At 72.1% G+C, this 24713-nt stretch carries 21 protein-coding genes; 11 read left to right on the top strand and 10 right to left on the bottom strand.

Annotated features, from left to right (window positions below):
- The first annotated feature begins 35 nt into the window (after positions 1-35).
- Positions 36-3293: an AfsR/SARP family transcriptional regulator gene (locus ACZ5DC_RS06830; protein WP_468650150.1), complete on the top strand. Its 3258-nt coding sequence runs from the start codon at positions 36-38 to the stop codon at positions 3291-3293.
- 13 nt (positions 3294-3306) lie between these two features.
- Here the strand turns inward: ACZ5DC_RS06830 and ACZ5DC_RS06825 are convergent, their stop codons facing one another.
- The 3 genes from ACZ5DC_RS06825 to panB all read right to left on the bottom strand — a co-directional run bounded on the left by ACZ5DC_RS06825 (position 3307) and on the right by panB (position 6290).
- Positions 3307-4128: an ABC transporter permease gene (locus ACZ5DC_RS06825; RefSeq protein WP_468650148.1), complete on the bottom strand. Its 822-nt coding sequence runs from the start codon at positions 4126-4128 to the stop codon at positions 3307-3309.
- A complete protein-coding gene (locus tag ACZ5DC_RS06820; RefSeq protein WP_468650146.1) occupies positions 4125-5150 on the bottom strand; it encodes an ATP-binding cassette domain-containing protein in 1026 nt (341 codons plus the stop codon). Before ACZ5DC_RS06820 ends, ACZ5DC_RS06825 begins: the two co-directional genes overlap by 4 nt.
- A 261-nt stretch (positions 5151-5411) precedes the next feature.
- Positions 5412-6290 carry a 3-methyl-2-oxobutanoate hydroxymethyltransferase gene (panB, locus tag ACZ5DC_RS06815; RefSeq protein WP_171156881.1) on the bottom strand — a complete coding sequence of 293 codons (879 nt, stop codon included), beginning with the start codon at positions 6288-6290 and terminating at the stop codon, positions 5412-5414.
- A 180-nt stretch (positions 6291-6470) separates the two neighbouring features.
- On the opposite strand from panB, the gene ACZ5DC_RS06810 reads away from it, so the two are divergent.
- The 5 genes from ACZ5DC_RS06810 to ACZ5DC_RS06790 all read left to right on the top strand — a co-directional run bounded on the left by ACZ5DC_RS06810 (position 6471) and on the right by ACZ5DC_RS06790 (position 11925).
- Positions 6471-8057 (top strand): MFS transporter, encoded by a 1587-nt coding sequence (locus tag ACZ5DC_RS06810; RefSeq protein WP_366749302.1) that lies wholly within the window; start codon positions 6471-6473, stop codon positions 8055-8057.
- Between the two features lie 76 nt (positions 8058-8133).
- Positions 8134-8763 carry a TetR/AcrR family transcriptional regulator gene (locus ACZ5DC_RS06805; protein ID WP_468650143.1) on the top strand — a complete coding sequence of 210 codons (630 nt, stop codon included), beginning with the start codon at positions 8134-8136 and terminating at the stop codon, positions 8761-8763.
- A 187-nt stretch (positions 8764-8950) separates the two neighbouring features.
- The gene (locus ACZ5DC_RS06800; RefSeq protein ID WP_468650141.1) at positions 8951-10000 is read left to right on the top strand and encodes an endonuclease/exonuclease/phosphatase family protein; all 1050 of its coding nucleotides are present in this window, start codon (positions 8951-8953) and stop codon (positions 9998-10000) included.
- Between the two features lie 95 nt (positions 10001-10095).
- Positions 10096-11313, top strand: a complete 1218-nt coding sequence (locus ACZ5DC_RS06795; protein ID WP_468650139.1) for an MFS transporter — start codon at positions 10096-10098, stop codon at positions 11311-11313.
- Between the two features lie 84 nt (positions 11314-11397).
- Positions 11398-11925: an STM3941 family protein gene (locus ACZ5DC_RS06790; RefSeq protein ID WP_468650137.1), complete on the top strand. Its 528-nt coding sequence runs from the start codon at positions 11398-11400 to the stop codon at positions 11923-11925.
- A 34-nt stretch (positions 11926-11959) separates the two neighbouring features.
- On the opposite strand, the gene ACZ5DC_RS06785 is transcribed toward ACZ5DC_RS06790, so the two are convergent.
- A complete protein-coding gene (locus tag ACZ5DC_RS06785; protein WP_468650135.1) occupies positions 11960-12316 on the bottom strand; it encodes an ATP-binding protein in 357 nt (118 codons plus the stop codon).
- Positions 12313-12534 (bottom strand): hypothetical protein, encoded by a 222-nt coding sequence (locus ACZ5DC_RS06780; protein WP_468650133.1) that lies wholly within the window; start codon positions 12532-12534, stop codon positions 12313-12315. Before ACZ5DC_RS06780 ends, ACZ5DC_RS06785 begins: the two co-directional genes overlap by 4 nt.
- 114 nt (positions 12535-12648) lie before the next feature.
- On the opposite strand from ACZ5DC_RS06780, the gene ACZ5DC_RS06775 reads away from it, so the two are divergent.
- The gene (locus ACZ5DC_RS06775; RefSeq protein WP_468650131.1) at positions 12649-13512 is read left to right on the top strand and encodes a helix-turn-helix domain-containing protein; all 864 of its coding nucleotides are present in this window, start codon (positions 12649-12651) and stop codon (positions 13510-13512) included.
- Positions 13484-13687 carry a DUF397 domain-containing protein gene (locus ACZ5DC_RS06770; RefSeq protein WP_468650129.1) on the top strand — a complete coding sequence of 68 codons (204 nt, stop codon included), beginning with the start codon at positions 13484-13486 and terminating at the stop codon, positions 13685-13687. Before ACZ5DC_RS06775 ends, ACZ5DC_RS06770 begins: the two co-directional genes overlap by 29 nt.
- A gap of 71 nt (positions 13688-13758) precedes the next feature.
- On the opposite strand, the gene ACZ5DC_RS06765 is transcribed toward ACZ5DC_RS06770, so the two are convergent.
- The 3 genes from ACZ5DC_RS06765 to ACZ5DC_RS06755 all read right to left on the bottom strand — a co-directional run bounded on the left by ACZ5DC_RS06765 (position 13759) and on the right by ACZ5DC_RS06755 (position 17225).
- Positions 13759-15702: a S53 family peptidase gene (locus ACZ5DC_RS06765; protein WP_468650127.1), complete on the bottom strand. Its 1944-nt coding sequence runs from the start codon at positions 15700-15702 to the stop codon at positions 13759-13761.
- Between the two features lie 210 nt (positions 15703-15912).
- A complete protein-coding gene (locus ACZ5DC_RS06760; RefSeq protein WP_468650125.1) occupies positions 15913-16545 on the bottom strand; it encodes a DUF305 domain-containing protein in 633 nt (210 codons plus the stop codon).
- Complete coding sequence (locus ACZ5DC_RS06755; RefSeq protein ID WP_468650123.1) at positions 16542-17225, bottom strand: DUF3105 domain-containing protein; 684 nt, start codon at positions 17223-17225, stop codon at positions 16542-16544. Before ACZ5DC_RS06755 ends, ACZ5DC_RS06760 begins: the two co-directional genes overlap by 4 nt.
- Before the next feature lie 136 nt (positions 17226-17361).
- Here ACZ5DC_RS06755 and ACZ5DC_RS06750 point away from each other — a divergent pair, with 136 nt between their 5' ends.
- On the top strand, positions 17362-17811 hold the full coding sequence (locus tag ACZ5DC_RS06750; protein ID WP_468650121.1) for an RrF2 family transcriptional regulator: 450 nt from the start codon (positions 17362-17364) through the stop codon (positions 17809-17811).
- 228 nt (positions 17812-18039) lie between these two features.
- On the opposite strand, the gene ACZ5DC_RS06745 is transcribed toward ACZ5DC_RS06750, so the two are convergent.
- Positions 18040-19224 (bottom strand): globin domain-containing protein, encoded by a 1185-nt coding sequence (locus ACZ5DC_RS06745; RefSeq protein WP_468650119.1) that lies wholly within the window; start codon positions 19222-19224, stop codon positions 18040-18042.
- 308 nt (positions 19225-19532) lie between these two features.
- Here ACZ5DC_RS06745 and glnA point away from each other — a divergent pair, with 308 nt between their 5' ends.
- Both glnA and ACZ5DC_RS06735 read left to right on the top strand, forming a co-directional pair.
- Positions 19533-20894 carry a type I glutamate--ammonia ligase gene (gene glnA, locus ACZ5DC_RS06740; RefSeq protein ID WP_030653337.1) on the top strand — a complete coding sequence of 454 codons (1362 nt, stop codon included), beginning with the start codon at positions 19533-19535 and terminating at the stop codon, positions 20892-20894.
- Positions 20895-20997: 103 nt separating this feature from the next.
- The gene (locus ACZ5DC_RS06735; RefSeq protein WP_468650116.1) at positions 20998-22347 is read left to right on the top strand and encodes an MFS transporter; all 1350 of its coding nucleotides are present in this window, start codon (positions 20998-21000) and stop codon (positions 22345-22347) included.
- 17 nt (positions 22348-22364) lie between these two features.
- Here the strand turns inward: ACZ5DC_RS06735 and ACZ5DC_RS06730 are convergent, their stop codons facing one another.
- Positions 22365-24695, bottom strand: coding sequence for an Orn/Lys/Arg family decarboxylase (locus ACZ5DC_RS06730; RefSeq protein ID WP_468650114.1), 2331 nt, complete (start codon positions 24693-24695; stop codon positions 22365-22367).
- Positions 24696-24713: the final 18 nt, after the last annotated feature.

Genomic DNA, 24713 nt, shown 5'->3' with positions numbered 1-24713 from the left:
GACCCGCGAGCGGCGCCCGGTGGTCCCCAGGGACAATGGACCCCGTGCGCTATCGGCTGCTCGGCACCACTCAGGCGATCCGTCCCGACGGTACGGCCGTCCCGGTCGGCGGGGCGCGGTTGCGCGCCCTGCTGAGCGTGCTCGCGCTCAGGGCCGGGCGGACCGTGCCCGCGGGGGTGCTGGTGGACGAGGTGTGGGGCGCCGACCCGCCCGCCGACGCCACCGGCGCTCTCCAGGCGCTCGTCGGCCGGCTCCGCCGGACCCTCGGCGCCGCAGCCGTCGTCTCCGCCGACGGCGGCTACCGGCTCAGCGCCACGCCCGACGACGTCGACCTCGTCCGCTTCGACCGGCTGACCGGCGACGGCCTCGCCGCCCTCGCCGACGGCGACCCGGCCAAGGCCGCCGCCGTCCTCGACGACGCCCTCGCCCTGTGGCGCGGCCCCGCCCTCGCCGACCTGCCCGACCGCACCGCCGAGGCGGCCCGCTGGGAGACCCGCAGGCTCGACGCCCTGCGCGCCCGGCACACCGCCGCCCTCGCCCTCGGCGAGGCCGAGCGGGCGCTGCCCGAGCTGACCGCGCTGTGCGACAGCCACCCGCTGGACGAGCCCCTCCAGGCGCTGCGGCTGCGCGCCCTGCGCGACACCGGCCGCCCCGCCCGGGCACTCGCCGCCTACGAGGACGTACGACGCCTCCTCGCGGACCGGCTCGGCTCCGATCCCGGCCCCGAACTGCGTGCCCTGCACGCCGAACTGCTGCGGGAGGAACCGGCCGAGCGGGCTCCCGCGGCCCGGCCGGGCAACCTGCCCGCCCGGCTCACCTCCTTCGTCGGCCGGGAGGCCGACCTCAGGACCATCGGCGCCGACCTGGCGACGGCCCGCCTGGTCACCCTGCTGGGGCCCGGCGGCGCCGGCAAGACCCGGCTCTCGCAGGAGGCCGCCGAGGCGGTACGGCACACCGCACCGGACGGGGTGTGGCTCGCCGAGCTGGCCCCCGTGGACGCCCCGGACGCCGTACCGCAGGCCGTGCTCACCGCGATCGGCGCCCGCGAGACCGTGCTGCACGGCGCCGGCGTGGACGGCATGCGCGCGGTCTCCGACCGGCACGGCGACCCCGTCGAACGGCTCGTGGAGCACTGCGCCCGGCGCCGCATGCTGATCATCCTGGACAACTGCGAGCACGTCGTGGACGCCGCCGCCCGGCTCGCCGAGCACCTGCTGGCCCGCTGCCCGGAGCTGACCGTCCTCGCCACCAGCCGGGAACCCCTCGGCGTGCCGGGGGAGCTGGTCCGGCCCGTGGAGCCGCTGCCCGAGCCGGTCGCGCTGCGGCTGCTCGCCGACCGGGGCGCGGCGGCCCGCCCCGGCTTCCGGGTCGAGGACGACCCGGAGGCGTGCGCCGAGATCTGCCGCCGCCTGGACGGACTGCCCCTCGCGATCGAGCTGGCGGCGGCCCGGCTGCGCATGCTGACGCCTCGTCAGATAGCGGACCGGCTGGACGACCGTTTCCGGCTGCTCACCTCCGGCAGTCGCACCGTGCTGCCCCGCCAGCAGACCCTCAGAGCCGTCGTCGACTGGTCCTGGGACCTGCTGGACGCCGGCGAACGGGACGTCCTCGCCCGGCTGTCGGTGTTCGCCGGCGGCTGCGACCTCGCCGCCGCCGAGGCGGTGTGCGGGCCGGCCGCCCTGGACGCGCTCGGCTCCCTGGTCGACAAGTCCCTCGTGGTGGCCGCCCCGGCGGCCGACGGCGGCATGCGCTACCGGCTGCTGGAGACCGTCGCCGAGTACGCCGCCGAACGCCTCGCCGAGACCGGCCACCGCGCGCGGGCCCAGCGCGCCCACCTGACCTACTACCGGGAACTCGCCCGCACCTCCGACCCGCTGCTGCGCGGCTCCGGGCAGCGCGCCGCCATCGACCGGTTCCAGCTGGAGTACGAGAACCTGCGCACCGCGTTCCGGCACGCCGTCGCCCAGCGCGACGAACAGGAGTGCCTGTGCCTGGTGCTGTCCCTGTTCTGGTTCTGGCAGATGCGCGACCAGCGCATCGAGATCCGCACCTGGTGCCGGGAGGTCATGGCGCTCGGCCCCGACCCGTTCACCGAGCCGGTCCGCCGCGCCGAACCGGTGTGGCAGCGCTGCACCGACACCCCGCCCCCGTACACCGGAGAGCTCCTCGCCGAGGCCCGGCGCGGGGTCCATCTGGCCCATCTGGCGTGCATGGACACCGAGATCGACCTCTGGCAGACCCCCGAGGCGGCGGCGAAGCTCCGTGTCGTCACCCAGGTCTACGAGCCCGGCCTGCCGCAGACCTGCCGGCCCCCGGGCATGCTGTGGTTCTTCGCCGGGCTGCTGACCGGCGGCGCCGATCAGGTGCGCACCATCGTGGACGCCAACGTGCGGACCTGCCGGGAGACCCCGGGCTACGAGTGGGAGCTGGCCGGCGCCCTCCACCTGCGCGCCAACCTCCTGGCCAACCGGGGCTCCTGGGCGGGCGACGCCACCCGCGACGCCGACGAGTCCCTGGAGATCTACCACCGGCTCGGCGACGCCTGGGGCACCACCGAGGCCCTGTCCGCCCGCGGCGAGGCCAACGAACGCAAGGGCGCCCACCGCGAGGCCGCCGCCGACTACCAGGCCGCCATCGAACACGCCGAACGCCTCGGCGCCCGCGCCCAGGTCGCCGTGCTCCGCGCCCGGCTCGGCAGCGTGCTCGTGCAGGCCGGCGAGAACGAACGCGGCGAGCGGATGCTCCGCGACGTCACCATGGACGAGGGGAGCGTCCACAACGAGGCCGTGCCCTTCGCGCGGCTCTTCCTCGCCGGCTGGCTCAGTCTGACCGGCCGCACCGCGGAGGCCCGCGAACAGCTCCGGCTGACGCGCGAGGAGGTCACCCTCGCGCGTTTCGTCGTGTTCGACGCGCTGATCACCTCCCAGGAGGCATGGGTGGACGCCGTGGACGAGCGCACGGAGGACGCCCTCTCCCGGGTCCGCAGGGCCGTCCGTCTCGCCACCGACCCGCTGTCCGAGGCCCTCAACCCGCACCTGAACTCCATCTGCCTCACCACCGCGGCGATGGCCCTCGCCCGCGCCGACGGCGGCAGCCGCGCCCTCGACGCCGCCCGCTGCCTGGGCGCCGCCGACGCGCTGCTGCCGCCCGGCCACATCCCCTCCGACGTGGAGCGGCGGTGCCACGCCATGACCGAGGCGCGGATCCGGGAGGCGCTGGACCCGGTCTCGTACGAGGCCGCGTACGCCGAGGGCGGTGGCCTCTCCCTCGCGGAGGCCACCGCCCTGCTCTGAGCACCGGGAGGCGTCAGCTCTTCGTGCGGAACTTGTGGATGGCGACCGGGGCCATGACCGCGGTCAGGCCGACCGACCAGATCAGCGTCACCCACAGGTCGTGCGCGACCGGGCCGCCCTCCATCAGGCCGCGCGCGGTGTCGGCCAGCGACGACAGCGGGTTGTAGTCGGTGAACGCCTGGAGCCAGCCCGGCATCGAGGAGGTCGGCGCGAAGATCGACGAGCCGAACTGGAGCGGCATCAGCACCAGGAAGCCCATCGCCTGCACCGACTGCGCGTTCTTCATCACCACGCCGAGGGTCAGGAACACCCACATCAGCGCCGAGCCGAACACCGCCGACAGCCCCACGGAGGCCAGCAGACCGCTCCAGCTGTTGATGTCGTAGCCCACGAGGAGGGCCACCACCAGCAGCACCAGGGTCGCGAACAGCATCCGCATCAGCTCCACCGCGATCTTCGCGAAGAGCACGGAGCCGCGCCCGATCGGCAGGGACCGGAAGCGGTCCATGACACCGGAGTTGAAGTCCTGGTTGAAGCCGGTGCCCACGCCCTGGGCCATGTTCATGCCCATCATGGCCATGAGGCCGGGGACGACGTACTGGACGTACTGGTCCTGCCCGCCGCCGAGGGACTTCCCGATGGAGCCGCCGAAGACGTACACGAACAGCAGGGTGAAGACGACCGGGAACAGGATCGCGTCGAACATCGACTCCGGGTCCTGGCGGATCCACAGCAGGTTGCGGCGGATCAGCGCGCCGGTGTGGCGCAGATGGGCGCGCAGCGGGATCGGCGTGTCGGCCTTCGGCGCGGCCGGGGACAGGGTGGCGGCGGTCATACGGCGACCTCCTGACGGTCGTCGGCGGGCGTGGCGTCCTGCGGGGCACTGGCGCGGTGGCCGGTGAGCGACAGGAACACCTCGTCCAGGCTGGGCAGTTCGGTGGTGACGGAGGAGACCGTGATGCCGCGCGCGGTGACCGCGCCGACGACGGCCGTCAGCTGCTCGTCGCTGAGGATCGGCACCAGCAGGGTCCCGGTGTCGGTGTCCACGGTGGTCGTGGCGAGCCCGGTGATGCCCAGCTCGTCCAGCATCGTGGCGAGCGGGCCCAGTTCCAGCGGGTCCACGGGCCGCACCCGCAGGGTGCGTCCGCCGACGCGGGCCTTCAGCTCCTCGATCCCGCCCTTCGCGATGACCTTGCCCCGGTCCACCACGGTCAGTTCGGACGCGAGCTGCTCGGCCTCCTCCATGTACTGGGTGGTGAGCAGCACGGTGACGCCGTCGCCGACCATCGCCTTCACCTCGTCCCACACCTCGTTGCGGGTGCGCGGGTCGAGGCCGGTGGTCGGCTCGTCCAGGTACAGCACGGCGGGCCGGCCGATCATGGACGCGGCCAGGTCCAGCCGCCGCCGCATGCCGCCGGAGTACGTGCCCGCGGGCCGCCTGGCCGCCTCCGTCAGCGAGAACCGCTCCAGCAGCTCGTCGGCGCGGGCGCGGGCGTCCTTGCGGGACAGGTCCAGCAGCCGGCCGATCAGGTACAGGTTCTCCCAGCCCGGGAGCTTCTCGTCCACGGAGGCGTACTGGCCGGTGAGGCCGATGACCCGGCGCAGCCGGCGGGGCTGCCGTACGACGTCGTAGCCGGCCACCGTGGCCTGCCCGGCGTCGGGGGTGATGAGGGTGGACAGGATGCGTACGAGGGTGGTCTTGCCGGCGCCGTTCGGTCCGAGCACACCCATCACGGTGCCCTCGCGCACGTCCAGGTCGACACCGTCCAGCGCCTTGGTCTCGCCGTAGTGCTTGACCAGTCCCCGTACGGTCACGGCGGAGCGTCCGCCGGCGGGGTTGTCGTCGATGCGTGTCATGCCGATGACAGTGCCAGCCCCCACCGACAAACCACCGACAGCCGACCGACAGCCGACCGACACCCGCCGACAGCCGACCGACACCCGCCGGCAGCCGGCCGACATCACCGACACATCCCCGACGAGCACCGCGACCATCAATTGAGCAACCACGACGGCGAGCACCACATCCGCGAGAGCGGCGCCGGCTTAGGCGCAAAAGACGGCGGCAGCCCGCCGACGGGGGACGATCGGCGGGCTGCCCGGTGGTGCCGCAGTGGTCTAGTGGACGGAGTGCTCCTCCAGCGGGAACGTCCCGCCGACCACGTCCTCCGCGAACGCCTTGACCGCGTCGCCCATGACCTCACGCAGGTTCGCGTACTTCTTGACGAACTTCGGGACCCGGCCGGAGGTCAGCCCGAGCATGTCCGTCCAGACCAGGACTTGCGCGTCCGTCTCCGGTCCCGCGCCGATGCCGACGGTCGGGATGTGCAGCACCCGCGTCACCTCGGCCGCCAGCTCCGCCGGGACCAGCTCCAGCACCACCGCGAACGCGCCCGCGTCCTGCACGGCCTTGGCGTCGCGCAGCAGCTGCTGTGCCGCCTCCTCGCCGCGCCCCTGCACCCGGTAGCCCATCGCGTTGACGGACTGCGGGGTCAGCCCGATGTGGGCCATGACCGGGATGCCGGACTCCACCAGCAGCCGGATCTGCTCGTGCGACCGCTCGCCGCCCTCCAGCTTGACCGCGCCGACCCCGGCCTCCTTCACCAGCCGGGTCGCCGAGCGCAGCGCCTGCACCGGGCCCTCCTGGTAGGAGCCGAAGGGCAGGTCGCCGACGATCAGGGAGCGAGTGGTGCCGCGTACGACGGCCGCGGACAGCATGGTCATCTCGTCGAGGGTGACGGGGACGGTGGTGTCGTACCCGAGGTGGCAGTTGCCCGCCGAGTCGCCGACCAGGATGACCGGGATGCCGGCCTCGTCGAAGACGGACGCGGTCATCGCGTCGTACGCGGTGAGCATGGGCCACTTCTCGCCCCGCTCCTTGGCGAGGGCGATGTCGCGGACGGTGATGCGGCGGGTGCCCTTTCCTCCGTAGAGGCCCCCGTACAGCGCCTTGCTGCCGTCGGAGGGCTTGTTCTGGGCAGCCGAAAGCTGCGTCATGGCAACGGCTCCTTCAGTCATCTCGAGGCGCCCTGACGGCGTCCCCGGATCGACTCCATGGTGGCACCTCGTGCCATTCGGGGCCAGGGGTACCCCCGTGTGAGCCGAACCGCGTAAGGCCTTGGTAAAGAAATAAGATACGAGACGGTTCCGTATCGGAATGATCGTAGGCTCGGACACATGACAAGTCCCGTCCCTGCCTCCCGAATACCGGAAGCGGTACACCGACGCCGTTGGGCGATCCTCGGCGTGCTCATGCTCAGCCTGCTGATCGTGGTGCTCGACAACTCGATCCTGAACGTCGCCATCAAGACCATCGCCACCCCGGCGCCCACCGGCCTCGGCGCCACGCAGAGCCAGATCGAGTGGGCGATCAACGCCTACACCCTCGTCTTCGCCGGCCTGCTGTTCACCGCCGGACTCGTCGGCGACCGGCTCGGCCGCAAGAAGGTGCTGCTCGGCGGCATCCTCGTGTTCGGCATCGGCTCCGCGCTCGCCGCCGAGTCCGGCTCGCCCGGCCAGCTGATCGCCTACCGCGCGGTGATGGCCCTCGGTGCCGCCTTCGTCATGCCCGCCACCCTCGCCGTGCTCATGAACGTCTTCGAGCGCGAGGAACAGCCCAAGGCCATCGGCATCTGGGCCGGCGGCGTCGGTCTGGCCATCGCCATCGGCCCGATCACCGGCGGCGCCCTCCTCGACCACTTCTGGTGGGGCTCGGTCTTCCTCGTCAACGTGCCCATCGTGATCGTCGCGCTGGTCCTGATGGCCTGGCTGGTGCCCGACTCCCGCGACCCGCGGCCCGGCCGCCTCGACCCCATCGGCGTGGTCCTGTCCGTCGTCGGCCTCGTGCTGCTCGTCTACGGCATCATCAAGGGCGGCGAGCTGGCCGACTTCACCGACGCCAAGGCGCTGGGCACCATCGTCGCCGGCCTCGTCGTCCTGGCCGCCTTCGTCGTCTTCGAGAAGCGCAGCGACCACCCGTCGCTGGACGTCACCTACTTCCGCAACAAGGTCTTCTCGGCCGCCATGAGCGCCATCGCGCTGGTCTTCTTCGCGCTGATGGGCGTCACGTTCTTCGGCGTCTTCTACACCCAGAGCGTGCGCGGCTACTCGCCGCTGGAGTCCGGCGTGCTGATGCTGCCGCTCGCCGCCGCCCAGCTGATCTTCGCGCCCCGGGCCCGGCTGCTGGTCGACCGGTTCGGCAACAAGGCCACCACGACCGGCGGTCTGGTGCTGATCGCGGCGACGCTGGCCGCGTTCGCCACCTTCCAGGCCGACACGCCGATCTGGCTGCTGGAGGTCGTGTTCTTCCTCATGGGCACCGGCATGGCGCACATCATGACCCCGACCTCGGTCGTCATCATGCAGGCCCTGCCCCGCGAGAAGGCCGGCTCCGCCTCGGCGCTCAGCAACACCTTCCGCCAGGTCGGCGGCGCCCTCGGCATCGCCGTCCTCGGCTCGGTGCTCGCCACCTCGTACCGCAACGGCATCGAGGACAAGCTCGGCCTGCTGCCACCCGGCCTGCGCGCGACGGCCGGCGAGTCCATCGAGGCCACCCTCGGCGTCGCCGAGAAGCTCGGCCCGCGGGGCCAGGCCCTGGTCACCCCCGCCAACGATGCGTTCCTGCACGCCATGCACGTCACCGCCCTGTGCGGCACGGGCGTCGCGCTGGTCGGCGCCGTGGTGACCTTCCTGTTCCTGCCGGGCAAGCCGCCCGCCGGCCGGCGGCAGGACAAGGAGCCGGAGCTGGTCGCCGCGGGGGAATGAGGCACGCGCGGGGTTCCACGGGGGAAGGAGGCGGCTGCGGGACAATCCCCGCAGCACAGTGAGAGGACGGATCGTCGTGAGCCTTGCCGAGAGCCGACCGCGTCCGGACGGACCCGCGCGCGGCCGGCCGCGCAGCGAAGCGGTGGAACGCGCCATCCTGGAAGGCGTGATGAAGCTCCTGGAGGAGGGCGTGCCCCTCGCCGAGCTGTCCATCGAGCGGGTCGCCCGCACCGCCGGGGTCGGCAAGGCCACCATCTACCGCCGCTGGAGCGGCAAGGAGGAACTGTTCGTCGACGTCGTGCGCGCCGCCGAGCCCCCCGACCCCGAACTCCCCGGCACCTCCCTGCGCGACGACCTCGTCGTACTGCTGGAGTCCCTGCGCCGGCGCGGCCTGGTCAGCCGCTCCTCGGCGATCCTGCACAACGTGTACGCGCAGATGAAGAGCAGCCCGCGGATCTGGGCGGCGTACCACGCCAGCGTCATAGCGCCCCGCCGCGACCTCGCCCTTGACCTGCTGCGCCGCGCGCAGGCGAACGGCGAGATCCGCGCGGACGTCGACCTGGACCTGGCCAACGACATGTTCGTCGGCCCCATGCTCGTCCGCTCCGTCATGCGCCCCGACGCCGAACTGCCCGAGGGGCTGGCGGAGCAGATCGTCGACGCGGTCCTGGACGGCCTACGCCCCGTCAGGTCCACGGTGCCGTAGCACTAATGTGCGCGTTTCGTCACAGACCCCGCGCACCCCGGGGGTCACCGGAACTCGCGGCCCCGGCTCGTTCGTCCTCGTCTTCCGTACGGCCGTCATGGGACGGCGGAACGGAGCCGATCATCCCCTAGGGTCGGAAGAACACGGGGGGCGAACGGTGTGCACGGCAGGCAGTGAGGCAGACGGTATGGCGCAGCAGGCGTACATGACGGAGACGGTGGGCGACGGCTCGGAGCCCGAGCGACCGGGATCCCGGCTCCGACGCCTGGCGCACCGCCTCTTCACCGGGTGGCGGAACGATTCGGGCGTCTGGCGGCGCGGCCTCGTCCTCGCCGTGCTGGCTCTGCTGCTCGCCCTGGTGATGCTGCTGCACGCCCACATGCCGAACGCGGTGGGCAACCTCGGCTCGCTCACCGAGACGTTCCTGCCCTGGCTGGGCCTGGCCGTCCCGGTGCTGCTGGTCCTCGCCCTGGTCCGCCGGTCGCTGACCGCGCTGATCGTGATCCTGCTCCCGGCGATCGTCTGGCTGAACCTCTTCGGCGGGCTGCTGACCGACAAGTCCGGCGCCGGCGGCGACCTCACGGTGGCCACCCACAACGTCAACGCCGACAACCCCGACCCGGCCGCGACCGCCACCGGCGTGGCCGCGTCCGGCGCCGACATACTGGCCCTGGAGGAGCTGCCCGCCTCCGCCGTACCCGTCTACGAGAAGGCGCTGGCGTCGACGTACAAGTACCACGCGGTCGTCGGCACGGTCGGGCTGTGGAGCAAGTACCCGATGACCGGCGTCCACGCCGTCGACATCAAGCTCGGCTGGAAGCGGGCGATGCGCGCCACCGTGGCGACGCCCAGGGGCCCGGTCGCGGTCTACGTCGCCCACCTGCCCTCGGTGCGGGTCAAGATGGAGGCCGGGTTCACCGCCCGGCAGCGGGACAAGAGCGCCGACGCGCTCGGCGAGGCCATCTCCGACGAGCCCCTGAAGCAGGTCGTGCTGCTCGGCGACCTGAACGGCACCATGAACGACCGCGCGCTCAACGGCGTCACCTCCCAGATGCGCTCCACGCAGGGCGCGGCGGGCAGCGGCTTCGGCTTCAGCTGGCCGGCGTCGTTCCCGATGGCCCGCATCGACCAGATCCTGGTGAAGGGCGTGGAGCCGGAGAAGAGCTGGACGCTGCCGCGCACGAACAGCGATCACCTGCCCGTAGCGGCCCGTGTGAAGCTCGACACAGGGTCTTAACCTGCCGGAATACTGGACCTGAGAGAGTTTGTTCCGTCCAGGAACATACCGCGAGACTGAACCTGTACGGCACCGCGCTCTCTGAAAGGTCCCTCATGCCCCTGGCCCTGCTCGCCCTCGCCGTGGGCGCCTTCGGCATCGGCACGACCGAGTTCGTGATGATGGGCCTCCTGCCCGACGTCGCGGACGACCTGCACATCTCGATCCCCGCCGCCGGCCACCTGGTCTCGGCGTACGCGCTGGGCGTCGTCATCGGCGCCCCGCTGCTGGCCGCGCTGACCGCGCGGATGTCCCGCCGCACGGTCCTGATCTCCCTCATGGCCCTGTTCGTGGCGGGCAACGCCCTGTCGGCGTTCGCCCCCGGCAACGGCTCCCTGCTGGCCGCCCGCTTCCTCAGCGGCCTGCCGCACGGCGCCTTCTTCGGCGTCGGCGCGGTCGTCGCCACGGCGATGGTCCCGCCGGAGCGCAAGGCCCGCTCGGTGTCCCTGATGTTCCTCGGCCTGACCGTCGCCAACATCGCGGGCGTCCCCGTCGCCACCCTGATGGGCCAGCACCTGGGCTGGCGGGCGACGTTCCTGGGAGTGAGCGTGATCGGCATCGCCGCGATCGCCTCCCTGGCCCTGCTGATCCCGCACGACCGGAACCACGCGGCCACGTCGACGGGCCTGCGCGGCGAACTCGCGGCCCTGAAGTCGGTACCGGTCTGGCTGGCCCTCGGTACGACGGTGGCGGGCTTCGGCGCGCTCTTCGCGGCCTACAGCTACGTCACCCCGATGCTGACGGACGCGGCGGGCTACGCCGACTCCAGCGTGACCCTGCTCCTCGCCCTGTTCGGCGTCGGCGCCACGGCGGGCAACCTGCTCGGCGGCCGGCTCGCCGACCACTCCCTGCGCGCCACCCTCTTCGGCGGCCTGGTGTCCCTGGGCGCGGTCCTGGCGCTCTTCCCCCTGCTGATGCGGGCGCAGTGGAGCGCGGCCCTGGCGGTCGCCCTGCTGGGCATGGCGGCGTTCGTCACCGGATCCCCGCTCCAGCTGATGGTGATGGAGAAGGCGTCGGCGGCCCCCTCCCTCGCCTCCTCGGCCAACCAGGCGGCGTTCAACCTGGCCAACGCGGGCGGCGCCTGGATCGGCGGCCTCGCCCTGGCGGCCGGCTTCGGCGCGACGTCCCCGGCGCTCGCGGGAGCGGCCCTGGCCGTCCTGGGCCTGGGCGTGGCGAGCGTGGCGTACGCGGTGGACCGCCGCCGGGAGACTCCGTCGGTGGGGCGGGTGGTGGCGTCCCGGGTGCCGGAGACGGAGGACGCGCTGTACCGCTGAGGGCGGCGAGGGGCCCGTGCCGCCAAGGTGCCCCTCGCGGGAAGGGTTCCGCCGGCGAGGGTCCTGGTCCTATCGTCTGGGCCCGTGAACGAAAAAGCGGCTCCCCTGTCCCCGACGGTCTTCCCGCTCGCCAAGGGACGTGTGTGGGCGATGCTGGCCGGCTCGCTGGTCTTCGTCGCCCTGGGCATCGTCTTCCTGGTCGCTCACAGCACCGTGAAGATGACGGTGGCCGGAGCGCTGGCCGTCCTGTTCTTCGGGTTCTGCTCGGTGAGCTTCATCCGGCGCCTGCTCCGTGACCGACCGGAGCTGGTGCTGGACGACGCGGGCGTGGAACACGTGAGCCTGGGCCGGTTCGGCTGGGACGAGATAGCCGCCGTGCGGATGCGGGAGCAGCGGGTGCGCACCACCTCACAGCGGTTCATCGAGCTGGTGCTGCACGATCCGGACGCCTACCTGGCGCGAGCGCCCCAGCTCGTCCGCAGGACCGCGCCCGCGAACGCGCGGCTCGGCCTCGGCCCGGCCAACATGGCCGCGAACACCTTGCCGGTGCCGCCGGAAGCGGTCCTGGAAGCGATGCGGCGCCACTGCCCCGGACTCCCGGTCCAGCACTGAGCCCCGCTCCCCGCAAGCCCCCGCGGCGCCCGCCTCAGCTCCTCAGCTCGCACCACACCGTCTTCCGGTCCGGCCCCTGGACCACGCCCCACCGCTCGGCCAGCGCGTCCACGAGCGCCAGCCCCCGCCCCGACTCGGCCGTTTCCCCTGCCGACAGCAGGACGGGCAACGCGCGCGGGTCGGGATCGGTCACCTCGATCCGCGTACGTCCCACCGCCGTACCCCCGACCCGGACCGTCACCGGTGTTCCCTCGCCGAGGTGGTCGATGACGTTGGTCAACAGCTCCGTCGCACACAGGCGGACGTCGAAGCCGTGCCCACGGAGGTGGTGGCGCAGTTCCGGCGCGGCCTTCGCCGTGGCCAGCAGGTGCAGTTCCAGCGACGTCGTCACTGCGCCGCCGCCTTCCTCAGCGCGGCGGCCAGCGCCCGCGCCGTGGCCGTGTTGCAGTTCCCGAGCGTGACGAGTCCGGCGGGCGGGTGGTACGTACCCGCGAAGCCCGGCAGGTCGACCCGGAGCGAGGGCAGCGTGATGCCGTGCAGGGCGAGCGCGGCGCGGAGTTCCTCGACGCAGAGGGTGACGTCGTAGGCGGTGGGGGAGCGGTCGGACATGAGCGGCGGCACCTTCTGTGCGGTGTGTGACGAACGCCTCACAGACTGTCGCCGCGCTCGCTACCGTGGAAGAGGTTTCGCGTTCGCGACCAGGGCAGCGGAGGAGAGTGAGCGGTGGCTCGGGGCAAGGACATTGACGGCTCGATGAGCGTCCCGACCTTCTACGGCAAGGAGTTGCGGTGGAAGCGGGAGGCGGCCGGCCTGTCGTTGGAGGCGTTCCTTGAGGGCAGCTTCTACGGCAAGACGTACCTCAGCGACATCGAGCACGGGGAGCGGAGGATGCCCATCGATCTGGCTCGCCACGCGGATCGTGTGCTCCGGACCGACGGCTTCTTCGAGCGCCGTTGCGAGGATGTGCGCATGGCCAAGAGGGGCGGGCATGCCGCGTACTTCGAGAAGGTCTTGGAGGCCGAGAAGTATGCCCTGACCATCGAGGAGTGGTGCCCGATCCTCATTCCTGAGCTGCTTCAAACTGCGGCCTATGCGCAAGCCGTGATCTTGGCGGGCTTCCCGCTGTCCCTTGACGAGGAGGTCGAGGAGAAGGTCAGCGGCCGAATGGCCCGTGCCGAGCTTTTCGATCTGGATCACCGCACCCCCGGGTACTGGGCGATCCTGCACGAGTCGCTGATCACCGACCCGATCCTGCCGCCGCCCGAGATGGCGGAGCAGCTCGACCGCATCGTGGAGTTGGCTGAACGTCGTCGGATCACTCCGCAGCTCATCCTGCGGAAGGTCGGTGCACATCCGCTCATGACTGGTCCGGCGAAGATCATGACCTTTGCCGATGCCCCGCCGCTGTTCTACACGGAGGCGCTACACAGCGGTGACACCATCGATGATCCGACCCTCGTGGCGCAGTACCGCTGGTCGTACGATCAGCTCAGGGCCGTCGCACTATCGCCGAAGGCGTCCCTGGCCATGATCAAATCAGCGGCAGAGGATTACCGAAATGGCAAGCAAGCGGATCGACTTGAGTGACGCGCTCTGGGTGAAGAGCAGCTACAGCAACGCGGGCGGCGGGGACTGCGTCGAGGTAGCCGACAACATCCCCGGAGTCATCCCCGTACGTGACTCGAAAACCCCCCGCGGCCCCGTCCTCCTCCTCGCCCCCGCCGCCTGGACCCCCTTCGTCGCCGCGCTCAAGTCCGCGTAACCAGCGACGCGAACGGGGCGTGGGGTGCCCGGCACCCCACGCCCCGTCAGCGGGACGACGAATCCGGCGACTTACCGCTGCCGGAACGACTCCACGTACCCGTTGGCCGGCGAGCCGACCCCCGTCACGTCGTCGTAGCCCTTCACCGCGGACAGCGAGCTGTCCTTGCCCAGGCTGCGGACCGACGTGAGAAGACCGTCCGCGGCGTCGAGGCCGTTGGCGAAGTCCACGCGCGCCACGGCCAGGCCCGACCCCGTCGGGTTGTCCGTGACGTCGTGGAAGACGCCCTTCTTGCCGTACTTGGCGTAGATCACCGGGTTGGCGAAGCCGAGGGGCTTGCCGCCGCGGGCCTCCTGGGCCAGGGCCTGGACCGCCGCGATGACCGGCGCGGCCAGCGAGGTGCCGCCGATGCGGTACTCGCTGTACTGCTCCGTGCCGTCGGGGAAGGTCTGGGTCTGGCCGACCAGGAAGCCGGTGTTCGGGTCGGCGATGGCCGCGATGTCCGGGACGACGCGGTTGCCGGCGGCGTTGTTGGCCGTGGCCAGCGCGTTCGGGACGACGCCCTTCTGGTAGTACGGCTGCGGCACCGTCTTGCTGGTGCCGCCGCCCGCGCCCGAGGTGAACGCGCCGGGGAAGCCGACCCAGCTCTTGCCGTCGGGGGACAGCGACGCCTTCTCGGTGCCCCAGCCGGTCTCCCACTGGTACTTGTCGCCCTTGCCGACGGCCAGTGAGGTGCCGCCGACCGCGGTGACCCAGGCGGAGTTCGCCGGGGTGTCGACCTGCTTCACACCGGTGTTGGCGACCTCGTCGCCGTTGTCACCGGACGAGAAGTAGAAGCCGATGCCCTGGACCGCGCCCAGCTGGAAGACCTGGTCGTAGGCGGCGGCGAGGTCCGGCGTCTGGTTGGCCTCGATGTCGCCCCAGGAGTTGGAGACGATGTCGGCCAGGTGGCTGTCGACGACCTTGCTGAGGGAGTCCAGCAGGTCGTCGTCGTAGCAGGAGGCCGCGCCCACGTAGGTGACGTCGGCGTTCGGCGCGACCGCGTGGACCGCCTCGACGTCCAGGGTCTCCTCGCCGTACCAGCCGGCGGCCCCGCACTCGTCGGTCTTGGTGTAGTTCTTCGGCAGCACCTGGTGCAGCTGGCCGGTCTTCCAGGCCGCGTCGCCGTTCTTCACGGCGTACTTGCCGGCGTCGTAGGCGATCGTCGGGGAGGCGTACGCGTCGGTGATCGCGACGCGGACGTTCTTGCCGGTGTACGTGCCGGCGCCGTACGCCGCGCGCAGCTGCTCGCCGGTGTAGCCCTTGATCGCGTACGGGATCTTCCGGCCGTAGGCGTCCGGGAGCGTCGTCGCGACGTTCGAGCCGTAGTACGACGAGAAGGGGCCCGCGTTCTTGAAGACCGCGTCCGGGGGCGGCAGCTGGTCGTCGTGGTTCGCCTTGTGCGGGGCGTTGTCCAGGCCGGTGACGGTGAGGACCGCGCCCTTCAGGGCGGCCGGGGCGGAGGCCGTGCGCGCCGGGGCGCGGTAGGTCTTGGAGCCCTTGGCGTAGTTGTGCAGCTGGGTGCCGAACGCCTTCTCGGCGGCGGCCACGTCACCGGAGACGGCGACGTAGTGCGGGGTGACCGCGGTGACCGTCAGGCCGGCCGACTTCAGCCAGGACGTGACGGCGGCCACCTGGGCCTTGGTGGCCCCGAAGCGGGCCTGCGCCTTCTTGGCGCTGAGGTACTTGCCGTACAGGGGCGAGCTGGGGTCGGACACCGCCTTGGCGTAGGCGGCGAGTCCGGCCGCGTCCCGGCCGGCCAGGTAGACGCGGGCCTTGACCTGGGCCTTGTCCGAGGTCGCGCCCTTGTCCGCCTTGGCCGTGGCCCACAGCGGCTTGGTGCCCTTCAGTACGTCACGAGCGGGGCTGTCCGCGGCGTGTGCCGCGGGTATGCCCAGCGCCAGCGCACCGGCGATCATGGGCAGTGTCGCTGCCATGCTCACACCGGCGCGCACGGTGGCGCGGTTGGATCTCATAGAACCCCCTGCGATGCGGTTCGCATGCATGTAGTGGTTGGCACGTCGTGGAGGCGCGCGCCGGCCCGCGGCGGTGTCGGCCGACGAGTGGATCACACGATGGGGGCCACTCTTGCGATGAACCGTTCATGCAAGGGGAACGTAAAAGTCAAGAGAAGCTCAAGTAACCGCCCTGCGGGGCGGTTTGACCGATTCATCCTTACGGCGGTGTTACGAACGGGCTTGCGCGCCCCGTTCCTTGAGCATTCCGGCCATCAGCTCGATCTCCGACTGCTGCGCGTCGACCATGCCCTGCGCGAGCCGCTTCTCCACGCCGACCGTGCACTTGGCGACACAGCCCTCGGCCATGTGGATGCCGCCCTTGTGATGGGCCGTCATCAGCTGGAGGTAGAGCACCTCGGCCTGCTTGCCGCTGAGCGACCCGAGCTTCTTCAGCTCGGTGTTCGTGGCCATCCCCGGCATCAGCGCGCCGTCCTTGCCGGAGGCCATGCCGCCCATGCCCATCCAGGTCATCGGCGGGTCGGCGGACACCTTGGGCAGGTTCCACAGGTCCAGCCAGCCCAGCAGCATGCCGCGCTGGTTGGCCTGCGTCTGCGCGATGTCGTAGGCGAGCCGCCGCACCTCCTCGTCCTTCGTGCGGTCGCGCACGATGTACGACATCTCGACGGCCTGCTGGTGGTGGACGGCCATGTCCCGGGCGAACCCGGCGTCCGCCGACTGTGCGCCCGGCGTCTTCGCATCCGGTCCGCCGGCCTCCTCGGCGACCGCGTAGGTGATCGCGCCGGCCGCGACGAGCACCGCCGCCGCGGTTCCGGCGACCCAGCCCACGTGCTGCCGCCTCACTTCATGACCCCGCCGGTGCACGAGGCGCCCGGCTCGGGCGTCTGCTGCCCCTGCACGTACGTGGCGAAGAACTTGTCCACTTCCGGGTCCTTGGCGCTCTTCACCGCGACCTGGTGGCCCCACGCCGACAGGATCAGCGGGGCCTCCTGGTTCTCGTACGGGCTCATCAGCGAGTACGGGGTCTTCTTCACCTTCGCCGCGAGCGCGTCGACGTCGGCCTTGGCCGCCTTGCCGGTGTACGTCACCCAGACCGCGCCGTGCTCCAGCGAGTGCACGGCGTTCTCCTCGGGCACCGCCTTGGTGTAGACGTCGCCGTTGCAGTTCAGCCAGACCGGATTGTGGTTGCCGCCGACCGGCGGGTGCATCGGGTACGACACCTTGGTCGTCACGTGCGTCCGGGACAGCTTGCCCGACCAGGTCTTCACCCCGTCCGCGCCGGTGGTGAACTTCCCGGAGTCCCCGGAGCCCTTGGCGTCGCCGCTCGGCGTGGCCTGGTCCTTGCCGGAGTCGTTCTGCGTCTTCACCAGGACCACACCGCCGACGACGAGACCGACGACGACCACCGCGCTGGCGGCGATGGTGAGCACCCGGTTGCGGCGCTCGCGGGCACGCTCGGCGCGCCGCATCTCCTCGATGCGCGCCTTGCGCGCCGCGGTGCTGCTGTTCTTGCCGGAACCCATGAGGCGTGTCCTTCTGCGGAAGGGGACGTGGACGGTGGGGCCCGCTGATCGTAATGCGGCGGGGCCGCGCTTGACGTGGGCAGGGCACAGGAACCGGAAATTTGAAGCGGGGATGCGCATTATCTACCCTCGCGGTATGCGGCTGCTGCGCTCCACCGACCTGGCCCTGCGCGTCCTGATGCGACTCGCGGTCGCCGACGCCACGCCCACGACCCGTCAGGTCGCCGCCGACATGGACGTGCCCTACACGCACGCCGCGAAGGTCGTCGCCGAACTCCAGCACCTGGGCCTGGTCGACGCCCGGCGCGGGCGGGGCGGCGGGCTTGCGCTCACGGAGCGGGGCCGCACCGCGTCGGTGGGCGCGGTCGTGCGGACCTTCGAGGGCGAGGGCGACGTGGTGGACTGCGAGGGGACGCAGGGGACGGCGGCCTGCCCCCTGCGCTCCGGCTGCCGCCTGCGGGGCGCTCTGCGGGGGGCCCAGGAGGCGTTCTTCGCCGCGCTGGACTCCGTCACCATCGGGGAGCTCGTCGCCGAGCCGACGGGGCCTTTGCTGCTGGGGATCTCCCGGCGGCCGGGGCCGGACTGAACGCGGTGCGACCGGTCGCGTGAGGTTGTCGGGCGTGTGCCGCGCCGTCGTGGCGGGTCGCGCAGTTCCCCGCGCCCCTTCGGGGCGCTCAGCCTTGGGATGGCCGCCAGGTCGGGGCCGTACGTCTCGTGGTGGGTGCCGGCCGGGGCTGGGCTGAACGCGCGCGCGACCGACCACGTGGGGTGGTCGGGTGTGTGCCCCCCGTGGCCGGTCGCGTCTCGCGGATGCTCAGCCCTGGGCCAGCCAGAGGTCGGGGCCGAAGACCTCGTAGTGGATGTCGGCCGGGGCGACGCCCTTCTCGATCAGCTGGGCGCGGATCGCGCGCATGAAGGGGAGGGGGCCGCACAGGTACGCGCGCGTGCCGGGGCGGACGTCGATGCCGGTCAGGTCGACCAGGCCGGTGCGGGTGCCGGGCTCGGCGTCGCGCTCGTAGAAGAAGTGCGCGGCGGCCTCGGGCAGCTTCTCCGTGTACGCCGTGTGGTCGGCGCGCAGGGCGTGGTCGGCGGGGGAGCGGTCGCCGTGGACGACGGTGACCGGGGCGCGGTGGCCGCCGGCGGCGAGGCCGGCCAGCATGGCGATCATCGGGGTCACGCCGATGCCCGCGGAGGCGAGCAGCAGGGGCGTGTCCGGGTCGCCGGCCGGCACGAGGTCGCCGTACGGCTCGGACAGCTCCAGGACGTCGCCGGGCCGCACGCGCGCGTGGAGGTGGTTCGAGACCTCGCCGTCCGGCGTCGCCCCGCCCCGCACGCGCTTGACGCTGATCTGGCGCACCGTCTCGCCCGGCGCCCCGGTCAGGCTGTACTGCCGTATCTGCCGGGCGCCGTCGGGCAGGGTGACGCCGACGGAGACGTACTGCCCCGCGCGGAAGCCGGCCACCGCGCCGCCGTCCGCCGGGCGCAGCCGGAAGGTGACGACGTCCGGGGTCTCCTCGAAGCGCTCGACGACCTCCCAGGCGCGCAGACCGGGGCCGCCGCTCTCCTCGTACAGCCGCTTCTCGATCGCGATGAGGGCGTTCGCCATCAGCCAGTACACCTCGTCCCAGGCGGCGGCCACCTCGGGGGTGACGGCCTCGCCGAGGACCTCGGCGATGGCGGCGAAGAGGTGCTCGTGGACGACGTCGTACTGCTCGGGTGCCACGCCCAGGGAGGCGTGCTTGTGCGCGATGCGGCCGAGCATCGCGTCCGGCCGCTGGTCCGGGCGGTTCAGCAGGTGCGTGGCGAAGGCGGCGATCGACCCGGCGAGGGCCTGCCTCTGGGTTCCGGCGGCCTGGTTGCCGCGGTTGAAGAGGTTGCGCAGCAGGTCGGGGTGGGCGTCGAAGAGGCGGGCGTAGAAGCGCTCGGTGATCTCGCCGATCGCCGCGCCGACGGCGGGCAGGGTGGCGCGGACGGTGGTTGCGGACTGCTCGGTCAGCATCGGGACCCCTCGGAGAACTCGGCTGATCAACACGCTATGAAAAGTTGCATCTGGAATGCAAATTTAACGGGCGTGGTGTCGGTCACGGAGGAAGCGGACCGGCCATTACGGATGCCGGCCCGAGCAGGCAAGATGGGGCGAGAGCGCACTACACCTGCCGTACGGGAGGCGTTCAGGGCGAGGACGCCCGGGCGATCAAGGTCCGCAACGCGCGTGAAACCGTGTTGTGGTGGGATGCTCAGGTGCCCGACCGCCTCCCGTGATACGGGGGACAGGCGGCCTGACCAGCAAGGATGGGGAAGCGGAAGATGGACAAGCAGCAGGAGTTCGTGCTCCGGACCTTGGAGGAGCGCGACATCCGGTTCGTACGCCTGTGGTTCACGGACGTGCTGGGCTTCCTCAAGTCCGTCGCCGTGGCCCCCGCCGAGCTGGAACAGGCCTTCGACGAGGGCATCGGCTTCGACGGCTCCGCCATCGAGGGCTTCGCCCGGGTCTACGAGTCCGACATGATCGCCAAGCCGGACCCGTCCACCTTCCAGGTCCTGCCGTGGCGCGCGGAGACCCCCGGCACGGCCCGCATGTTCTGCGACATCCTCATGCCGGACGGCTCCCCCTCCTTCGCCGACCCGCGGTACGTCCTCAAGCGCGCCCTCGCCCGCACCTCCGACCTGGGCTTCACCTTCTACACCCACCCGGAGATCGAGTTCTTCCTGCTGAAGGACCGCCCGCTGGACGGCTCCCGCCCCACCCCCGCCGACAACTCGGGCTACTTCGACCACACCCCGACCAACGTCGGCATGGACTTCCGCCGCCAGGCGATCACCATGCTGGAGTCGATGGGCATCTCGGTGGAGTTCTCCCACCACGAGGGAGCGCCGGGCCAGCAGGAGATCGACCTGCGCTACGCCGACGCGCTCTCCACGGCCGACAACATCATGACGTTCCGGCTGGTCATGAAGCAGGTGGCGCTGGAGCAGGGCGTGCAGGCGACGTTCATGCCGAAGCCCTTCTCCGAGCACCCCGGCTCCGGCATGCACACCCACCTGTCCCTCTTCGAGGGCGACCGCAACGCCTTCTACGAGTCCGGCGCCGAGTACCAGCTCTCCAAGGTCGGCCGCTCCTTCATCGCGGGCCTGCTGCGGCACGCGGCGGAGATCTCTGCGGTCACCAACCAGTGGGTGAACTCCTACAAGCGCATCTGGGGCGGCTCCGAGCGCACCGCCGGCGCCGGCGGCGAGGCCCCCTCCTACATCTGCTGGGGCCACAACAACCGCAGCGCCCTGGTCCGCGTCCCGATGTACAAGCCCGGCAAGACCGGCTCGGCCCGCGTCGAGGTCCGCTCCATCGACTCCGGCGCCAACCCGTACCTGGCCTACGCCGTCCTGCTCGCCGCCGGCCTGAAGGGCATCGAGGAGGGCTACGAGCTCCCGCCGGGCGCCGAGGACGACGTCTGGGCCCTGTCCAACGCCGAACGCCGCGCCATGGGCATCGAGCCCCTCCCGCAGAACCTCGGCGAGGCCCTGACCCTCATGGAGGGCAGCGACCTCGTCGCCGAAACCCTCGGCGAACACGTCTTCGACTTCTTTCTCCGCAACAAGCGGCAGGAGTGGGAGGAGTACCGGTCCGAGGTGACGGCGTTCGAGCTGCGGAAGAACCTGCCGGTGCTGTAGGCCCGGTCCGGGAGGGGCCGGCGGTCATCGATCGTCGGCCCACGGTCGTGAACACGCACCCGGGGTCGTCGATCCGGCGTTCGCCCGGTCCTAGCATGCGCCTGTGGCACCGCTGCTCGCCGTGTGCGCCGGGTACTTCATGGTCATCCTGGACGTCACGATCATCAATGTCGCCGTGCCCGCGGTGGGCCGTGAGCTGGCGGCCTCGCTCACCGGCATCCAGTGGATCACCGACGGCTACACCCTCGTCCTCGCCGGGTTCCTGATGACGGGCGGTGCGCTCGGTGACCGGCTGGGCAACCGGCGGGTCTTCTGCTCGGGAGTGGCGCTGTTCACGGTGGCGTCGGCCCTGTGCGCGGGCGCGCCCAGTGCCCCGGCCCTCGTCACGGCCCGGCTGGTGGAAGGGCTCGGCGCGGCACTGATCGTTCCCAGCTCGCTCGCCCTGCTCCAGGAGGCCTACCCCGAGCCGGCGGCGCGTTCGCGCGCCTTCGGGCTGTGGGGGTCGATGGCGGGGATCGCCGCCTCCGCGGGGCCCCTGCTGGGCGGGCTCCTGGTGTCCACCGTCGGCTGGCGGTGGGTGTTCCTCGTCAACGTGCCCGTCGGCGCGGCCTCCCTGGTCCTGACGGCGCGGTTCGTCGCGCCCTCGCCACGGCACCCGGACCGGGCCGTGGACTGGCCGGCCCAGGCCGCCGTGGCGGCGGCCGTCACCTTGCTGACAGCCGCCCTGAACGAGGCTGGACGGCGCGGCTGGTCCGACCCGGCCGTCCTCGCCGGACTGGGGCTGGCGGCCCTGGCCGTGGCCGGGTTCGCGCTGCGTGAGCGGCTCGCCCGGGCGCCGGCCCTGCCTCTGCGGCTGCTGCGCTCACCGGCGATGGGCGGAGCGGCCGTCGTAGGGCTCCTGTTCAACTTCGGCTTCTACGGCATGGTCTTCACCGCCAGCCTGTACTTCCAGCACCAGCGCGGCTTCAGCGCGCTGCGGACCGGGCTGGCGCTGTTCCCGGCCGTGGCGGTGACCATGTTCGCCTCCGTCCTGTCCGGGCGGCTGACCCGCCGTACCGGAGACCGGCCGCTGGTGGTCACCGGCATGCTCCTGGGCGCACTGGGGCTGGCCGGCTGGGCCGCCGCCGGGGCGGATGCGGCCTACCCGCTGCTGGTGGCGCCCATGATGGCCGCCGGGTTCGGTACCTCCTTCGCCCTGACCGGCTCGACCGCCACGGTGATGGGCGCCGCGCCGCGGGCGTACGCGGGAGCCGCCTCCGCCCTGTTCAACACCACCCGGCAGATCGGCGGCGCCACCGGCGTCGCACTCGGCGGCAGTCTGCTGGCGACCAGTGCCGGCTACGGCTCCGGGGTGCGCCTCGGCATGGCCGTCGGCGCCCTCGCCTACCTGCTGGCGGCGGGCCTGGCGTGGCGGTGCGTGCCGGCCGAGACGGCTCGGGCCACCGCCCCGTGACGCGTTCGACGGCCGGCTCAGTGCTCGCGCAGGCACTCGATCCCGTAGTCCCCGCTGTCCTCGTCGATCGTCACCCCGTGGGTCTCGCTGCGGAAGCCCGGGAAGTGGCGGTCGAAGGTCTCCAGGGCCGTCAGATAGCGCAGGAGGGGGCCGTCGGGGGCGCCCGTGGACTCGCCCGGCATGAGGACCGGGATGCCGGGCGGGGTGACCGTGACCATCGCCGCCGCCACCCGGTGCGCCGCGTCGGCGATCCGCACCCGTTCGGTACCGCCCCGCACCAGCCGCTGGTAGCAGTGCTGCGGCGGGTGGACCGGCTCCGGGAGCTGCTGGAACGCGGTGTCCAGCAGCTCCACCAGGCGCGCAGAGCGCAGCTGCTCGTGCATCTGCCGGCACAGCTCGCGCAGGGTCAGGCCCGAGTAGCGGCGAGGGTGCGCGGCGACCGCCCCGGGCAGGACCCGGACGAGCGGGGCGTCGGCGTCGTACAGGGCCTTGAAGTCCATCAGGGCGTCCAGCAGCGTGCCCCACTTGCCCTTCGTGATGCCCATGGAGAACAGGATCAGGGCGGTGTAGCTGTCGGTCTTCTCGACCACGATGTTCCGGGTGGCCAGATACGCGGTCAGCACGCGCGCCGGGATGCCCTCCTCGGCCATCTCCCCGGTCGCGGTGACGCCGGGGCAGGTCAGCGTGACCTTGACCGGGTCCAGCATGCAGTGGCCCTCGGTCAGCCCGGGGAAGCCGTGCCAGGCGGCGCCCGGCTCCAGCAGCCAGCAGGACTGCTCCGTGCGCAGCAGCTCCGGCGGGGCCTCGTCGAAGGGCAGGCGTGCGCCGGTCGCCGGGTCGGTGACCTCCTCCGGCTGCCAGACGCCGAAGAACCACGGCGGCCGGTCCCCGGCGCCCTCCACCCGCCGGCGCAGCCGGACCATCTCCTGCCGGAAGCGGACCGCCTCCGTCACCGCCTCGTCCACCAGCCACTCGCCCTGCGGGCCGTCCATCATCGCCGTCGCCACGTCCAGCGAGGCGATCATCGGGTACAGCGGCGAGGTGGTGCCGTGCATCATCAGGGCCTCGTTGAACCGGTCGTGCTCCACCGGCGCCCGGGGCGCGGGCCGTACGTGCACCATCGCCGACTGGGACAGCGCGGCCAGCAGCTTGTGCGTGGACTGGGTCGCGAAGACCGTCGGCCGGTCCGGCCCGGGGAAGGCGTCCGCGTCCACCGACATGCCGTACCGGCCCCGGTACAGCGGGTGGAACCGGGCGTACGCGAACCACGCCTCGTCGAAGTGCACCCGGGGCGTGCTGGCCGCGAGCGCCCGCGCGGCCGGTACGGCGGCGTAACTCAGGCCGTCGTAGGTGGAGTTGGTGAACACCGCGTACTGCGGCTCGCGGGACACGGCCCCCTCGGCCAGCGGGTGCGCGGCGATCCGGGCCGCGATCGAGTCCGCCGCCAGCTCCGCCGGGGGCAGCGGCCCGGCGAGGCCGTACCCGTTGCGGGTGGGCACCAGGTAGACGGGCCGGGCGCCGGAGACCACCAGCCCGTGCAGCACCGACTTGTGGCAGTTGCGGTCCACCAGCGCCAGTTCGTCACGGGTGACGCTGAAGTGGCCCACCAGGCGGTTGCAGGTGGAGTCGCCGTGCAGCACGAAGTAGCTGAGGTCGGCGCCGAAGACGCGGGCCGCGTTGCGCTCCGCCTCCCCGATCGGGCCGGTGTGCTCGAACAGCGAGCCCAGCTCCTCCACCGAGATCGACAGGTCGGAGCGGAGCAGCCGTTCGCCGAAGTAGTCGTGGAAGGCGCGCCCCGCGGGCGACTTGAGGAAGGCGACGCCGCCGGAGTGGGCCGGGGTGTGCCAGGAGTACTCGTGGGCGTCGTCGAAGCGCCGCAGCGCCCGGAAGAACGGCGGCAGCACGTCCTCCCGGTAGGCGCGGGCCGCACTGGTGATCCGGCCCGCGATGAACCCCGGGGTGTCCTCCAGCGGCCACACGTACCCGACGACCGTCTCCGACACCCACAGCGGCAGCTCCCGCACGCCCTCCTCGGCCATGACCAGGAACACCGGCAGGTCCCTGAACCGCCGCCCGATCCGGCGCAGTACGGCGGCCCCGCCCGGGTCCCCGCCGGGGGTGCCGCCCGCCGGGGCGGGCACGGCGCCGGGCAGGTCCCACGCGACCACGGCGGCGGCGAGGCCCGCCTCGGTCCGCAGCACCGCCTCGGCGTCCTCGGCGGTGACCGCCCAGCGCACCTCGAAGCCGTCCGCCTCCACGGCGTCCCGGATCTTGCGCAGCTGCTCGGCCCCGGCGCCCTCGGCCCGCGGGTGCTGCGGTACCGCGACCAGGATCCTGCTGTCGGCCATGGCGTGCCCTCGCCTCCC

This window comes from Streptomyces sp. NPDC031445 (assembly GCF_055581365.1).
The sequence above is the reverse complement of the archived record's forward strand: the minus strand, read 5'-3'. Positions and strand labels throughout refer to the sequence as shown.

Excerpts from the sequence above, each read along its gene's own strand:
- ACZ5DC_RS06830 (WP_468650150.1), top strand. The coding sequence starts at position 36 with ATGGACCCCGTGCGCTATCGGCTGCTCGGCACCACTCAGGCGATCCGT.
- ACZ5DC_RS06825 (WP_468650148.1), bottom strand. The coding sequence starts at position 4,128 with ATGACCGCCGCCACCCTGTCCCCGGCCGCGCCGAAGGCCGACACGCCG.
- ACZ5DC_RS06820 (WP_468650146.1), bottom strand. The coding sequence starts at position 5,150 with ATGACACGCATCGACGACAACCCCGCCGGCGGACGCTCCGCCGTGACC.
- panB (WP_171156881.1), bottom strand. The coding sequence starts at position 6,290 with ATGACGCAGCTTTCGGCTGCCCAGAACAAGCCCTCCGACGGCAGCAAG.
- ACZ5DC_RS06810 (WP_366749302.1), top strand. The coding sequence starts at position 6,471 with ATGACAAGTCCCGTCCCTGCCTCCCGAATACCGGAAGCGGTACACCGA.
- ACZ5DC_RS06800 (WP_468650141.1), top strand. The coding sequence starts at position 8,951 with ATGGCGCAGCAGGCGTACATGACGGAGACGGTGGGCGACGGCTCGGAG.
- ACZ5DC_RS06795 (WP_468650139.1), top strand. The coding sequence starts at position 10,096 with ATGCCCCTGGCCCTGCTCGCCCTCGCCGTGGGCGCCTTCGGCATCGGC.
- ACZ5DC_RS06780 (WP_468650133.1), bottom strand. The coding sequence starts at position 12,534 with ATGTCCGACCGCTCCCCCACCGCCTACGACGTCACCCTCTGCGTCGAG.
- ACZ5DC_RS06770 (WP_468650129.1), top strand. The coding sequence starts at position 13,484 with ATGGCAAGCAAGCGGATCGACTTGAGTGACGCGCTCTGGGTGAAGAGC.
- ACZ5DC_RS06765 (WP_468650127.1), bottom strand. The coding sequence starts at position 15,702 with ATGAGATCCAACCGCGCCACCGTGCGCGCCGGTGTGAGCATGGCAGCG.
- ACZ5DC_RS06755 (WP_468650123.1), bottom strand. The coding sequence starts at position 17,225 with ATGGGTTCCGGCAAGAACAGCAGCACCGCGGCGCGCAAGGCGCGCATC.
- ACZ5DC_RS06750 (WP_468650121.1), top strand. The coding sequence starts at position 17,362 with ATGCGGCTGCTGCGCTCCACCGACCTGGCCCTGCGCGTCCTGATGCGA.
- ACZ5DC_RS06745 (WP_468650119.1), bottom strand. The coding sequence starts at position 19,224 with ATGCTGACCGAGCAGTCCGCAACCACCGTCCGCGCCACCCTGCCCGCC.
- glnA (WP_030653337.1), top strand. The coding sequence starts at position 19,533 with ATGGACAAGCAGCAGGAGTTCGTGCTCCGGACCTTGGAGGAGCGCGAC.
- ACZ5DC_RS06730 (WP_468650114.1), bottom strand. The coding sequence starts at position 24,695 with ATGGCCGACAGCAGGATCCTGGTCGCGGTACCGCAGCACCCGCGGGCC.